The following is a 13,700-nucleotide window of genomic DNA, read 5'->3' as shown; positions in this document are numbered from 1 at the left end:
CGCGACGACCTGCTGCAACACGACGGCTACCTCCACGGCGGCGTGCTCTCCTACGCCGCCGACAACGCGATCACCTTCGCGGCCGGCAGCGTCCTCGAGCCCAACGCCGCCCGACGAGCCACACGATCGTCACGGCATCAACGGCAATGGACCTACACACGCCGAGACTAGATCACGTCTCACTTGACTTTGACAGGCACCGGACCACCGACTCCGCCCGGGAAGCAAACGAGGAGGAAAGGAAGGCTGGAATGGACTGGCCGCTGAACGCACTGGTGCCGGTCTTCGACCGCCGTACGCAGTGCAGTCGCAAGGTCGCCGCCACCCCGGCCGCGGTCTGGAAAGCCACGATGACCGCCACCACCCAGGACCTGGTGATCTTCAAGCCGCTGATGACCCTGAGACACGGCAGGAAGCCCGGGATGTCGGGCCGCCTGCTGGGCGGTGCGGTGCCTATCCCATTGCTGTCTATGGTGGACGGCCAGGAGGTCGTGTTCGGCATGATCGGCAAGTTTTGGAGGCGCAGCTCGCCCGAGGCCCTTCCGGGCAGGCCGGACCTGCAGAGGTTTCTGAACTTCGACGAGCCGGACTGGGTAAAAGCCGCGATGTCCATCCGAATCGCCCCAGAGGGCGCGGGTACCCGGTTGTCCACCGAGACCCGGGTGTATGCCACCAGCGCCAAGGCACGGCGGCTGTTCATGCTCTACTGGCCGATGGTGTTCCTTGGTAGCAGGCTGATCCGCCTCGACGTGCTGCGGGCCATCGCCCGGCGCGCCGAGCGCGGCGGTGCGTGAGCATGTCGACCGGCACGGGACGGGGCGACCGCCGCTATCGCGCCATCCCATAGATCCGCGGCACGCGCGGCATTGTCGCTACACGAGGTGCAGACGAGCGCAGATCGCTCGCCCCAGAAGACGGCCACCGCGTTAATCATCGATGATTTGCGTCACCGGCGAGCTGGCCTTCTACCTGTGCTGGTCGCCTCGCCCGGCGCCGCTGCACACCCTCGTGACCGTGGCCGGCTCCCGCTGAGCATCGAGGAGCGGTCCAGGCCGGCAAAGGCCAGGTCGGCCTGGACCGCTACCAGGTCCGCGGCTGGACCGGCTGGACCGGTTCATCACCCTGGCCATGCTCGCCCTGGCCGTCCTGACCGTCCTCGCCGCGCAGCAGCTCGACCCCGACCCGGGTTACCAAGTCAGCCAAAAGTTCAAGTGACGTTGAGGTCTACCAAGGATCATGGACACGGCCTCTCGACTGAGAGGATGTGCTCATGCCCGAACAGCGTCGCCGGTTCAGCGCCAAGTTCAAGGCTAAGGCGGTGCAGGTGGTGATCGAGACCGCCACTGCCGCTCGGCGACGGGTCCTCGCTGCCCAGGTGCGGCGGGTGTTCGCCGGGCGGGGGTCCTACGCCTGCCGGCGGGTGACCGCCCAGCTCAACCGGGAAAGGACACCCTGCAGCGTGGGTCTGGTCGCCGACCTGATGCGCGAGCTCGGGCGGGGGTACCAGCCACGCGCCTATCGGCGCACCACCGTGCCCGGCCAGGCACCGCCGGCCAGCGCGGACCTGATCGGTCGGGACTTCACTGCCATGCGGCCGGGCCCCCGCTTGGTCGGGGACATCACCTATCTCAAGACCGGGGAGGGTTGGCTGTATCTGGCCACCGTGATCGACCTGGCCACTCGCATGGTCGCGGGCTGGCAGCTGGCCGAGCACATGCGCACCAGTCTGGTCGTTGACGCCCTGGCCATGGCGATCGCCCACGGGCACGTCCAACCCGGCGCGGTATTCCATCCCGACCGCGGCACCCCAGTATACCTCGACCGACTTCACCGGTTTCTGCAACAGCAAGCGGATCAGAACCAGCCTCGGCCGCACCGGGGTGTGCTGGGACACGCCGCAGCCGCATCGTTCTTCGCCGCGCTGGGAAGATCCTTGACACACCACATGTTGGCGTATTAGGACGGCGTCGGTTGCGTCAGGGCGTGCAGGAGGTCAATTAGTGTCCGGCGAAGTTCGCCGGGAGTGAGGGACAGGCCGCCCGTGCCCGCGAGATGGCCGAAGACCAGTCCGTCGAGAAGGGCTACGAATACCGGCGCCTGCACGGTGGGATCGGGCGCGCCCGCGGCGACGAGCATCTTCACGGCCAGATCCTGATGGCGTTTCCCCACAGTGACCAGGACGGCCCGCAGCTCGGGTCGTCGGGTGGCCTCAAGGGAAAGCTCGTAGCGAGCCAACATGCGTTCGCGACCGGCGGTGATCCATTGCTCGATCAGACCAGCGGCGCTGTCTGCGATCTGAGCGATGTCCGTGGACGCGGTGAGAGCAAGACGTTCAGCATGCTCGAGACTATCGAGCTCGGCCAGCCGCTCGACTGCTGCCTGCAGGAGTGCTTGGCGCGTGCGGAAGTAGTATGAGCACGAGCCCGACGGCACGCCGGCGATCTCGTCGACCGCGCGGTGCGTCAGCCCGCGCATTCCGGCCTGCGCCAGTGTGCTGATTGCCGCGTCGGTCAGTTGCTGCCGCCGGTTCACGCCTTCGGTCACAGTCCCCCCACTCATCAACACTGCCCTCTACAAGTATAGAGTGTGCAGACCCAGTGCCCGCAGCGCGCCGCAGACCAGGGCATCGCCCGGCGCGGCGCGAGCCTGCTCTGGTACGTGCCACCGTGGTGCTGGACGTTCCTCGAACGCCTGATCGTGCGAAACGGCAGGCGAAGCCCCGGTCGAAGCCTTCAGCCCAGACCGATGAGTGCACCGCAACCAGCTCCGCCGCCTCTCTCCTCCGCGCGGCCGCTGCGACGCGAATCCGGAGGCCCGCTGGCTGCGCCGCCGGCCCCGGACGCGCCGGACCCAAGGCCCGCAAACTACACGTACGCGCGGCCGTCATTAAGGGGCACAGAGTGTGAAGATGCCCGAGTTAGATGTTGTGAGTCAACAGAGCCGCGCTTCTCCACGGGTACGGCCCGTTGTACTCGGTGCCCGCCGAGTACGTCAGCCAGCTTGATCCGCACCCACCTTCGCCCCACCCGACGCGGAGCTACGGCAGTGGTGTGTGAACTACGCCCAGCACCAGTGTGGTTACCTCCTGCACAAACATTGGCCGTTTCCGGAGATGTCGGATTCGAGGCAGGCTGTTGGCCACTCCCAGTGCGGCGTGAACGAGCGCCCTGCTACTCGGCTCGTCGAATTGCGGCCGTGCGCCGTCGAGCAGCGCAACCCACTCGGCGACGTACTCCTGCTGAATTCTTCGGAATCTGTCGCGGGGCTCTTCGGGCAAATTGATGACTTCGGAGACAAGGACGTCGATGATTTCTGTGTTCCGTACCGTGAAGCTGACGTAGTCCGTTACCACCAGTTCCAGTGCGCGATCGGCAGTGCCGGCGCGGCGGAGGGCTTCGTGCAGCCTGAGCCAGAGCGCCTCCGTGCCGCGGTTCAGCGCGGCTGCCAGGATGTCGGACTTGCTGTCGAAGTGGTTGTACAAGGTCGTGCCAGCGATGCCGGCTTCGGCGCCGATCTCGGCCATACTGACCGTCGGGTAACCGCGTTCGCTGAACAGCCGCATGGCACTGGCGAGTACGGCCTCCCGCCGAGAGACTGGCCGCAGAGCCGGGCCGGACTCCCCCTCGGAGGGAAGTTGGACGGCACTGGGCAAATTGACCTCGCAGACTGCTGCGACGGCCCGTCGGAGGATATTCGCGAGAGCCGCCGCGCCAAGGTTGACGTGGTGGTGCGACGGGCTATTCAGTATCGACAGCACGGCCCACGCCCGGATGTCGGCAGTTTCCTGGAGTAGGCGCGATTCGATCACGAGGAGCTTCGCTACCCGCGCGGCGATCGCTCGCAGCCGTAGCCACAGCCCGTCACGCTCGGCCGGCCGCAGGTGGCCCGACTCCCGTTCCCACAACAGGCCGAAGTCTCGGTGATTCAAGGCTACGGGGACCAAGCCTTCATGCAACTGGGCCTGGTCGTTCGCCGCCCGGGCGACGGTCTCGAACGCGCCGAGCGCGTCGGTCATTACGGCGAGCAACAGTTCGCGTTTGCCGGTGAAGTGCCGGTACAACGCGCTCGGACCGATGCCCACGGCCGCCGCGACGTCGGCCATCCCGACATGGTCGTAGCCCAGTTCGCGAAACTGGTGTGCGGCGGCCGCCAAGATGCGTTGCTTGCGGTCCTTCGGCCGCCGCCGGGGCCGTTCCGACGCGCCTCGTTGTGCGCGCGGTATCCCGGAGGACGTAGCCATGGGTACCCCCGGTCGACAGTTGTCGGGTGGGCGCCATCGTAGCGCTCGTCCTGCTGAACCCGGAGCGCATCGCGGCCAACGTGCGACTCTACGTGATCGCCCCGCGCCTACCGACCCTGGGCCCTCGGCGGTGGACAGCCCCACCGACAACCCGCTACTGCGATGCGCTGCGAGGGTAGATGACGCTTCGCTCTCCTCACCTGACCGCTGGCCAAGGCCGCAACATCGGCCGACGGCATCACGGAACCGGCTTTTGTGTCAAGCAACGCCCGTCCTGACTCATTCCAAACACCGCTACCTGCTGATTCCTCTCTGGGACTACCTCGGTTGAGGTCTGGAAGTGAATCGTGATTTGCCCTACGCTCACGCCAACACCTCGGCTCTGAAGCTGGAAAGAGCGCCGAGGGTCGCCCTGGCTGCGAGGGGAGGGAGAGGATGTACCTCGGTCTGTGACTACCTCGGGCACGACAGCACTCCGGACATGCCGGTCACGATCTTTTGGCCAGCGGGTCCGGTCATGGCGTGGTTGTCCTGACTGGATCGCCAGATTCGCCGGCGCGCTGCAGACGCCTGGCGTGCGCCAGGGCGATCGGGTCGGAACTCAACGCTGATCAGCATCAGGAAGCCTTGCTGGATGTTCCGTGGACCGATGGCGTCATCGTCCCGATCAACACCCGGGGAGCCCGGCCGAGATCGCCTTCGCGCTGACCGATCCGGGCGTACGGCTGATCGGCGATGCGTCCGCCCTCCAGCGAACGACCTACGCGAGCGATCCGGAGGCGAACGTCACTGGGCGGCAGGACGCCGCCAGAACAAGTCCACCGCGCTGCCGGTCCCGACGCCGGACAGATCCTCAAGCGGCCAGCGGGCTCGGTACCCCGCTTCGACAGCAAGGCATGCGACGTAACACCGGCAGACGAAGAGCCCAGTATCACCACCCTCTAAGGAACAGCAATGAGAAGTCTTCGAAGGCCTGTCCCGACCATCTGCGCCGGGCTGACCCTGGCCATGACCATGACAACGATGGCCTATGCCGCCGAACCGACGCCCGAGACGGCACCGGAGCGCTGTGCCGCGCTGGCCACGCAGGCGGGGGCGGACACGGTAGTCACCGCGACCCGCGTGGTCGCCGAGGCGGCACCGTTGCCGGAGTACTGCCTAGTTGAGGGGTACGTCGTCACGCCCGGCGTGGATGGCGGCTCCGACAACCAGGTGGGTTTCCGGGTCGGTCTGCCGACCAAGTGGAACCGGGACCTCTACTTCCAGGGCGTGGGGGGTCTGGCCGGTTCCATCGGTTCGCTGGACCTGGGGTTGCAGCGCGGGTACGCCTCGGCGTCGACCGATACCGGACACACCGGTGGCGGCGCTGACGGCACCTGGGCGTACAACAACCCGACCAAGCGGCTCGACTACGCGTACCGCGCCACCCACGTGGTGACGGTGGCCGCCAAGCAGCTCATCTCCTCGTTCTACCAGGAGCGCCCCCGGTATTCCATCCTCAACGGCTGCTCCAACGGTGGGCGGCAGGGGCTCATGGAGGCGCAGCGCTACCCGGACGACTACGACGGCGTCATCTCCCGCGACCCGGCCATGTCGGCCACCGGGATCGTCACCAACTGGATCTACCAGATCCAGGCACAGCTCGCCGAAGAAGGCGGCTGGTTGTCCCCTGACGACCTGAACAAAGTCGCGGCGGTGTCGCTCAAGTACAATGACGCCCGTGACGGTCTGACCGATGGCCTGATCAGCGACCCGGAACGGGCCACGCTCAACGGCAGCATGCTCGCCAAGACCGGGCTGAGCGCCGCCAAGATCCGGACTGCGCTGGCGATCCACGCCGGGCTGACGACCGCGCAGCACGAGCAGGTCGTCCTCGGCAAGCCGATCGGGCACCAGACCGGCTGGCCGACCTACCTCACCGGCTCGACCGCGCCGGTGCAGGGACCCGACGGCACGCTCGACTACCCGTATGGCCCCGGGATGCCTCGGGCCGAGATGCAGACCAACGAGTTCCTGCGCTACTTCATCTTCGACGACCCGACCTACAAGGTCACCCAGTTCGACCTGAGCCGCGACCTGGGTGCCCTGCGGGAGCGGCTGAAGCCAGCCGACGCCACCAACCCGGACCTGCGTCCGTTCGCCGACCGTGGCGGCCGGTTGTTGCTGTTGCAGGGCTGGGCCGACCCGGCGGTTGACGCCCGAATGCTCGTCGACTACTACAAGTCGGTCACCCGTACCCTCGGCGCAGCCAAGTCGGACCAGACGGCCCGCCTCTTCATGATGGCCGGCACGTACCACTGCGCCGGCGGCCACGGGATGGGGAACGTCGACAGCTTGACCGCGATGGAGAAGTGGCTGCGCGACGGGCAGGCTCCGGAGACCATCCTTGCGGCTACCGCGGACGGCCGCCGAACCAGGCCCCTGTGCCAGTACCCGGCTCAAGCCATTTACGTCGGCCATGGGAATGTCGATGACGCCGCGAGTTACCGCTGCTCAAGCAGCCAGTAGAAGCAAACGCCCATAGCACTATCCGAGTGCGCCCACTGCCACGATGGTGCGTGACGGGCACGACAGACGCGCCGAGCGAGCGCAATAGATGAAGCCCCAGCTCAGGTCGATGTCCTGAGCTGGGGCTTCCACGTGGAGCGGGAGCAATGCTCGAGACCTGTGGAGGTGCGGTTCCCCTCGTAGTCCCCGATGTCACTTCCATGACGCCCGTGCTGGGCGTGAAAATCGGGGTGGTTGCCCGCCAGGGTCCACAGCGCGGACAGCCACGCGTTTGTGCTGGCACGCCGTAACCGACCACGAGCGTCGCTGCATGATCGGCACCCGCGGCATAGCTGGGCATTCGGCCGGTGCTCATCCGGCGGCGGTCAGTCGCCGGACAAAAACCTCCTCGTCGACCGGAAGCGGCACCACCACGTGCAGGCCGGCGGCGATCCCCTGCGGCGTCAGGGGTCGCGGCAGGTGCTCCAGGGCCGGGGTGAGTCCGTCGCGGCGCCGCCGGTACCGCAACCGCCCTCGCCGCCCGCGTGCCTGCTGGTGGCGCTGTCCGACGGCACGTCGAACCTGGTCAGGATCGCTGCCCTCCTCGGCGCGACGCTCGCCCACGCACTCGGCGAGATCCTCGAATCCGCCAGTGGGGTGGGGCGTCGGCTTCGCCGTGGCACCACCTGGCCGGACCGGCAGTACCAGGGGGCGTACCCGATGGGACGCGGACTGGGTGACCTGGCAGGACCGATGCTGCTGACGACCGTCGCGGTCAACACCGGGTGGGCGGGCTGACTGGTGATCGCCGCGATCTTCCGAGCCGCCGGCCTGATGACACCTCTCATCTTCCGTCTGCCTCGGGAATCGGTTGAGGACGACGACCACGCGTGGCAGGCGGGAGGGTCCTCGCCGTCGCGGGCGGGCATCCCCCGCCCACCGGGCGCCAGCGTCATTCCGTATCGAAGCTGACGACGGTGCGGAGACAAGATCGGCGGAAACCCGCCAACGGCGGCAAGCCGCCGCACGACGCCGTTTACAGCGTCCGAGTACACACGTGACGCTCTCAACAATCTCGCAGGGCACCCCCACCCCATTCCCCTTTGGAGGAGAGTATCGATGGATTGGAATCATCGACGCCTGCGCGTCTGTGCCAGTGCAACCGTCCTTGCGTTGTTGGCCAGCCTGACACCTCAACAACCGGCGCTCGCCGAGGCCGTGGCGCCGGTCCGGACGACGGCCCTACCGACGCGGGCTCAGGCTGAACAACATCACACCCTCACATTGATCACCGGGGACCGCGTCGACTACGTCAAGGACGCGGCGGGCCGGGTGAGGACGACGCTGATCCCGAGCCGCACCAGTGGTACGACGGAATACCGCAGCTTCAGCGAGCCGAACGGGTACTACGTGATCCCGATGAGCGCGATGCGCTACGTCGTGTCCGGCGCCCTCGACCGCGAGTTGTTCAACGTCCGCTACCTCGCCGAGAACGGATACGGGGACGACGCATCGGCGTCGCTGCCGGTAATCATGCGCTACTCGACGGAGGTCGCCATCGGTGCGGTACGTGAGCGCGCCGACAAGCTACCCGGCACGACGGCCGCACACACCCTGGAGAGCCTGCGCGCCGAGGGGGTGAGCGTCGCCAAGAAGAGCGCGGCCCAGTTCTGGTCCACCCTCGCCCCGCCCGGTGCCGGCGGCGGCACCGTCGCGTCCCTGGGCTCGAACCGCCTGGCCGGTCAAGTCGACAAGGTCATGCTCGACCGCAAGGTGAGCGCGAGCCTGAGTGACAGCGTGCCGCTGATCGGCGCGCCGGAAGCGTGGCGCTCCGGGTACGACGGCAGCGGAGTCAAGGTCGCGGTGCTGGACACCGGCTACGACCCGGACCACCCGGACCTGGCCAGCAGGGTTACCGGCAGCAGGAACTTCACCACCGACGCGTCGGCCACCGACGGTCACGGCCATGGCACCCATGTCGCGGCGACGATCGCCGGCAGCGGCGCCGCCTCGGGCGGAACGCGCAAGGGTGTCGCACCCGGAACCCAGCTGCTGATCGGCAAGGTGCTCAACACGGCGGGAAGCGGCTACGACTCCTGGATCATCGACGGGATGGAGTGGGCCACCGCCCAGGGTGCCCGCGTGGTCAGCATGAGTCTCGGCGCCGGGCCGACCGACGGAACCGACCCGATGGCGCAGGCCGTGGACCAGCTCAGCGCCGACACCGGCACCCTGTTCGTCATCGCCGCCGGCAACAGCGGGCCCGACGCCGGCACGGTGGGGTCACCCGGCAGTGCCTCCAGCGCGCTGACCGTCGGGGCGACCAGCAAGACCGACACGCTGGCAGGCTTTTCCAGCCGTGGCCCACGCCTAGGCGACCACGCCGTCAAGCCGGAAATCACCGCGCCGGGCGTGAACATCATCGCCGCACGCGCCGCCGGCACCACCATGGGCAGGCCGGTGGATGACCGCTACACCACCGCCAGTGGCACCTCGATGGCGACACCGCACGTCGCCGGGGCCGCCGCAATCCTGGCCCAGCGGCACCCTGACTGGACAGGGGCGCAGCTGAAGGCGGCCCTGATCGGCAGCAGCAAGGACAACGGATACACCGTCTGGGAGCAGGGCGCCGGCCGGCTCGATGTCGGGCGGGCGGTCCAACAGACCATCCTGGCCACGCCAGCCGTCCTCAGCGCTGGCGTGTTCACCGATCCCTACACGGGCCAGAGCGCCACCCACGACATCACCTTCAGCAACTCCTCGGACACCGCCGTCACCCTGTCGCTGGCCGCGTCTCTGAAGTCGCCCACCGGCGAGGCTGCGCCGGCCGGCATGCTCGCCCTCAACACCGGCACCGTGACGGTCCCAGCGGGCGGCACCGCCACCGCGACGGTGACCATCGAGCCGACCCTCGGGCCGGTCGGCGCCTACAGCGGGCGCGTGGTTGCCACGGATCCGTCCGGCCACACGGTGACGGTGCCGGTCGGGTTCGTGAAGGGGCCACGCACGCACAAGCTCACTGTCCGGCTGGAGATGCCCAAGGGCATCGTCGAGTCAGAAGCCTCCTTCGGGCTGCCCCGGGTTGACGACACCAGCGACGGGCCGGCCTACTACCGGGCGGACGCTTGGCACCGTGTTGACGACCCGGACGCCGAGGTCATCGAGTCGAGCAGCTACCTGCCCGAAGGCGTCTACAGCGTCTCCGGCTGGTTCACGTGGCAGACCGAGCTGGGTAAGCGGGGCTTCGGCATCGAGGCGGCGCGCCCGGAGGTGGATCTCACCAAGGACGCCGTGGTGACGTTCCGCCACTCCGACCCGCTGGCGCCGGTGGACCTGCGCCTGCCCAGCGGCGCCCTGAATCGGACGTACAACTACGCGATGATCCGCACGACGCAGAGCGGGGCGGAGTATCAGAGCGCCCTGGGCGGCCTACAGCGCATGAGCAAGGTTTACTACACCCCCACGGAAAAACCGACCATCGGCAAGTTCAAGCTGACGCACGACCACATCGCGGGCGCCGCCCAGGCGAAGCTGAGGCTGAACGGCAAGGGATCGGCCGAGGTCCAGCCGCTCTACCCCCACCTCAACCTGCTGCCGAAGTTCCCGGCCGGGCTCACCAAGCTTGAGGTGGCCAGCGAGGCCGACCTCAAGGAGGGCCGCGACGTCCGCGGCAAGCTGGTGGCCGTCGAAATCGATCCCAACTGGAGCGTCACTCCGGAACTTGAGCTGGCCGTCAACGCCGGCGCCGCCGGCGTGCTCGCGATCTCCGACCAACACCCGACGGACCTAGTCTGGCCGCGGTGGGACTATCTGGCCAAGATTCCCGTGCTGTGGCTGTGGCGGGACGGTGAGGACGCGGCGAAGGCACGGGCGGTGCTCTCCGGAGCGGTGCGGCCATCGGCGCAGATCTCGTCTCAGCCGGTCACGCCATACGAGTACAAGCTGCGGTACTACGAGCTGGACCGCATTCCCAACCAGATGGTCTACACCGTGGACCCCAAGACGCTGACCCGCATCGACACCGACTACCACGGCCAGTTCACGGGGCAGCCCGGCCTGCCCAACGCAGGCGAATCCAATCACACCTTCCGTCCGGAAGACTCATGGAGCCAGGCGGTGGTCAACGAGTTCACCGCGCCGACCAGCCGGGTGGAGTACTACAACCAGACCGGTCCCGACGTCATGTGGGTTCGTAATTCCTCCTACTGGGCCGACGGCGACCGCTCCGGACCCGGCGCTATCCGGTATGAGACCTCCCGCCGAGGTTTCGTCCAGCAGACCCAGGAAACCGAGCGGCACAACACCACGCCGCTGGTGCTCGGGCAGGGCCGTCTCGGGCCGCAATTCCCGCAAGAGCGCCCGTGGGGTATGCCGTGCGTCGCCTGCCGGCAGGGTGACCGGATGTACCTGGTACCGCGACTGCTCAACGCCGGCGACCCGACGAGCGAGAGCCTCAACTACGCCGAATACGAAGTCGGACTGGCCGTCGACGGCCAAAGCATCCCCCTGCAATTCGGGGGCGTTCCGTACTACGACCTGCCGCCCGGCACCGGCCACTACGACTACGTGCTGGTCTATCACGACAGGTTCGACGGGCAGAAGCTGGCCAAGAACGTGCGCTCGGAGTGGTCTTTCACGTCATCACCGCCGGCCACCAACGAGGTTGCCCAGCCGTACTTCTGCGGCGGGACCTTGCTCAGCGGTGACAAGCGGCCCTGTGGCTGGATGCCGCTGATCTATCCGAGCCTCGACCTGCCACTGGACCTGCACGACACCACGTCGGCGGGCCGCGATTTCCGGTTCACGGTCACCGCGCAGCAGGCCCGGCCGACCGATGGGCCCAAGATCGCCGGTCTGACGGTGAGCGCCTCGTTCGACGACGGCAAGACCTGGGTCACCGCCACGGTCCGCGACGACGGCGACGGCGTATTCGACGTGTCGGTCCTGCACCCGGCGCTCGCCGACACCACCGGCGCGGTCTCGCTCAAGCTGGAAGCCTGGGACGTGGACGGCAACCGCGTCGTCCAGACCATCGACCGGGCGTACGGCCTGCGGTAGCACAACCGGCACCGGCGCGGCGTCCGACCTGGTGTCGGGCGCCACGCCGGCGCCGACCCGCTTCGATCGGTGACGGTGGTCGCGGTGAGCCGAGGTCACCACCCTGGGCGGTGCGACGCTGTCCCGGACGAGTTCAACGGCCACCCGCTCGATGTGCGGGCCCCTGTCCTCGGGGGGTGGTTGCAGGCCCAGGGTCATCGCGCGGGCCCATCTCCACCAGGGGCAGGCGCACCATGGCGAGGGCGGGGGTCACGTCGGCTGGCATGTCGTCGAGGCCGACCACGCTCACCCGGTCGGGCACGCCAACGCCACAAGAGCGGCGCGCGGCGAGGGTGCCGACGGCCATTGAGTCGTCCAGCGCCACCAGGGCCGTCAACTCCGGCTCCGCGTCCAGCAGGTCCTCCGCTGCCGCGACGCGGCCCGAGCGGATCGACGTCGGCGTAGCGGATGCTCTCGGCGGGCAACTGCTGGCCGTGCTCACGGGCGGCGTGGCGCAGTCCCGCGAGCCGGTCGGTCGTGATGGTGAGGCGCTCCGGACCGGCGATCACCCCGATCCGCCGGTGGCCCAGCGCGTACAACTCGGCGCCCAGCTGGTAGCCGCCGGCCTCGCGGTCGGGCACGACGGCGTCCCCGCCGTTCTCGTGACGGCCGATGACCGTGACACCGCCGCCGGCGGCCTGGTACGCGCCCAGCTTGCTCCACAGCCGCGCCGTGGCATCCCCGTCGTGGTAGCCGGAGCCGGTGAGAACGATCGCGGCGACCTGCTGAGCGCGGAGCAGTTCGACGTACTCGAGCTCCCTGTCGGGCTCCCGGTAGCTGTCGCAGACGATCACCAGCCGGCCGTGGTCGGTCGCCACCCGTCGTAGGCCCGGGTGATTCCGGCGACGTACGGGTCAGATACCTCGTGCACGATCACGCCGATCAAGCTGCGGTGCGGGCGGGCGAGAAGTTGGGCGTGCACGTTGGGCACGTCTTGCAACTCGGCGACCGCGGCCAGGACCCGCTCGCGGAGCGCCTCGGCGAGCGGCTTGCTGCTGCCGTTGATGATCCGCGACGCGGTGGCCAGACCCCCGCCCGGCGCGCGACATCGGCCAACGTCGCCATAGATCAGGCCTCTCCCCCACCCCGCTCCCACTACCAACGACGGAAGCAAGATCGGCGGGGAGTGAGCCTTTCCGAATAACGGCTCGCCACTGTGCGTAGTGTTCGTTTCAGGTGGCTCGTCCGTGCTCGATGTGGAGGATGAGCAGGGCCGCGGCGGTGTCGGCGCCGATCCGCCAGGGACACAGGTTGACGTTCCGGAGGGCTTTGAAGGTCATCTTGAGCAGGCTGTTGCCGCGTTCGCCGATCGCGCGGAGCCGGTTGTGAGCGTGGTTGAACTGCTGCTGAACATCGGTGAGCTGCCCGTTCTTCGGGGTCTTGAACGCGACGGCGACGGTGTCGGCTTCGCCTTCGTAGCCTAGGTCGGCCAGGGTGTGCAGGTCCGCGCGGATGGCGGCGAGGGTGTCGAGCAGGTCGGGGTGGGTGCGCAGGCAGGTGGTGTCGTGTTCCCGGCCGGGCCGTACCGGCGAGGTCCACAGCGGCCAGCCGTCCGGGGCGGTCAGGACCTGGACATTCCCGCCGTGGTTCTTGTGCTTCGCCGACCACCACAGATCCACGCCTACGGTGGGGCCGGGCGTGGCGATCCGGTCGGTTTCGATCAGGGTGCCGTCGAGCAGGACGTAGTCGTACCCGGCGGCTTTCGCGGCCAGCAGCGCGCCGAGCCCGGTGCTGGGGAAGCCGCCGAGCGCCGATGCTGGAGATCCGCACGATGTCCGCCGCCCTAGACGAGTAAGTCCTAATCCTGATCAGTGGTCGTAGGCGGTCAAAGATCGGGTGACGGGTTGGCCGGTAGCTCGGTTGTGCCAGATGGCGG

Annotated in this window: 10 protein-coding genes and 2 pseudogenes; 5 read left to right on the top strand and 7 right to left on the bottom strand. The window is 68.1% G+C overall.

Going from position 1 to position 13,700, the window contains the following annotated elements:
• Positions 1-251: 251 nt before the first annotated feature.
• Both AB0I11_RS33265 and AB0I11_RS33260 read left to right on the top strand, forming a co-directional pair.
• A complete protein-coding gene (locus AB0I11_RS33265; protein WP_357329726.1) occupies positions 252-794 on the top strand; it encodes a hypothetical protein in 543 nt (180 codons plus the stop codon).
• 476 nt (positions 795-1,270) lie between these two features.
• Positions 1,271-1,960: a DDE-type integrase/transposase/recombinase gene (locus AB0I11_RS33260; protein ID WP_357329724.1), complete on the top strand. Its 690-nt coding sequence runs from the start codon at positions 1,271-1,273 to the stop codon at positions 1,958-1,960.
• On the opposite strand, the gene AB0I11_RS33255 is transcribed toward AB0I11_RS33260, so the two are convergent.
• Positions 1,957-2,544 (bottom strand): TetR family transcriptional regulator, encoded by a 588-nt coding sequence (locus AB0I11_RS33255; protein ID WP_357329722.1) that lies wholly within the window; start codon positions 2,542-2,544, stop codon positions 1,957-1,959. The two genes, AB0I11_RS33260 and AB0I11_RS33255, sit on opposite strands and share 4 nt — an antisense overlap.
• Positions 2,545-3,037: 493 nt before the next feature.
• Complete coding sequence (locus tag AB0I11_RS33250) at positions 3,038-4,240, bottom strand: TetR/AcrR family transcriptional regulator (RefSeq protein WP_357329720.1); 1,203 nt, start codon at positions 4,238-4,240, stop codon at positions 3,038-3,040.
• Between the two features lie 1,023 nt (positions 4,241-5,263).
• On the opposite strand from AB0I11_RS33250, the gene AB0I11_RS33245 reads away from it, so the two are divergent.
• Complete coding sequence (locus tag AB0I11_RS33245) at positions 5,264-6,748, top strand: tannase/feruloyl esterase family alpha/beta hydrolase (protein ID WP_357329718.1); 1,485 nt, start codon at positions 5,264-5,266, stop codon at positions 6,746-6,748.
• 351 nt (positions 6,749-7,099) lie between these two features.
• Here AB0I11_RS33245 and AB0I11_RS33240 read toward each other — a convergent pair whose 3' ends face one another.
• Positions 7,100-7,255 carry a hypothetical protein gene (locus tag AB0I11_RS33240; RefSeq protein WP_357329716.1) on the bottom strand — a complete coding sequence of 52 codons (156 nt, stop codon included), beginning with the start codon at positions 7,253-7,255 and terminating at the stop codon, positions 7,100-7,102.
• 27 nt (positions 7,256-7,282) lie between these two features.
• On the opposite strand from AB0I11_RS33240, the gene AB0I11_RS33235 reads away from it, so the two are divergent.
• The gene (locus tag AB0I11_RS33235) at positions 7,283-7,525 is read left to right on the top strand and encodes a hypothetical protein (RefSeq protein ID WP_357329714.1); all 243 of its coding nucleotides are present in this window, start codon (positions 7,283-7,285) and stop codon (positions 7,523-7,525) included.
• Positions 7,526-7,846: 321 nt separating this feature from the next.
• Positions 7,847-11,785, top strand: coding sequence for a S8 family serine peptidase (locus tag AB0I11_RS33230; RefSeq protein WP_357329712.1), 3,939 nt, complete (start codon positions 7,847-7,849; stop codon positions 11,783-11,785).
• Positions 11,786-11,918: 133 nt separating this feature from the next.
• Here the strand turns inward: AB0I11_RS33230 and AB0I11_RS33225 are convergent, their stop codons facing one another.
• The 4 genes and pseudogenes from AB0I11_RS33225 to AB0I11_RS33210 form a co-directional block, all read right to left on the bottom strand.
• Positions 11,919-12,266 carry a substrate-binding domain-containing protein gene (locus tag AB0I11_RS33225; protein WP_357329728.1) on the bottom strand — a complete coding sequence of 116 codons (348 nt, stop codon included), beginning with the start codon at positions 12,264-12,266 and terminating at the stop codon, positions 11,919-11,921.
• Positions 12,267-12,300: 34 nt separating this feature from the next.
• Positions 12,301-12,618: pseudogene (locus AB0I11_RS33220) on the bottom strand (LacI family transcriptional regulator); the annotation flags it as partial.
• Positions 12,615-12,920, bottom strand: a complete 306-nt coding sequence (locus AB0I11_RS33215; RefSeq protein WP_357329710.1) for a hypothetical protein — start codon at positions 12,918-12,920, stop codon at positions 12,615-12,617. The gene AB0I11_RS33215 and the pseudogene AB0I11_RS33220, both read right to left, overlap by 4 nt.
• 76 nt (positions 12,921-12,996) lie before the next feature.
• Positions 12,997-13,557 (bottom strand): annotated as a pseudogene (locus tag AB0I11_RS33210) (transposase family protein); the annotation flags it as partial.
• Between the last annotated feature and the right edge of the window lie 143 nt (positions 13,558-13,700).

It is taken from the genome of Micromonospora sp. NPDC050495 (genome assembly GCF_040655175.1).
Classification (GTDB): Bacteria; Actinomycetota; Actinomycetes; order Mycobacteriales; family Micromonosporaceae; genus Micromonospora.
This window is presented reverse-complemented; position numbering and strand designations above follow the sequence as displayed.

Bases quoted from the DNA above. Each gene is read 5' to 3' on its own strand.
- AB0I11_RS33260 (WP_357329724.1), top strand. From the start codon at position 1,271: ATGCCCGAACAGCGTCGCCGGTTCAGCGCCAAGTTCAAGGCTAAGGCG.
- AB0I11_RS33230 (WP_357329712.1), top strand. From the start codon at position 7,847: ATGGATTGGAATCATCGACGCCTGCGCGTCTGTGCCAGTGCAACCGTC.
- AB0I11_RS33265 (WP_357329726.1), top strand. From the start codon at position 252: ATGGACTGGCCGCTGAACGCACTGGTGCCGGTCTTCGACCGCCGTACG.
- AB0I11_RS33245 (WP_357329718.1), top strand. From the start codon at position 5,264: ATGGCCTATGCCGCCGAACCGACGCCCGAGACGGCACCGGAGCGCTGT.
- AB0I11_RS33250 (WP_357329720.1), bottom strand. From the start codon at position 4,240: ATGGCTACGTCCTCCGGGATACCGCGCGCACAACGAGGCGCGTCGGAA.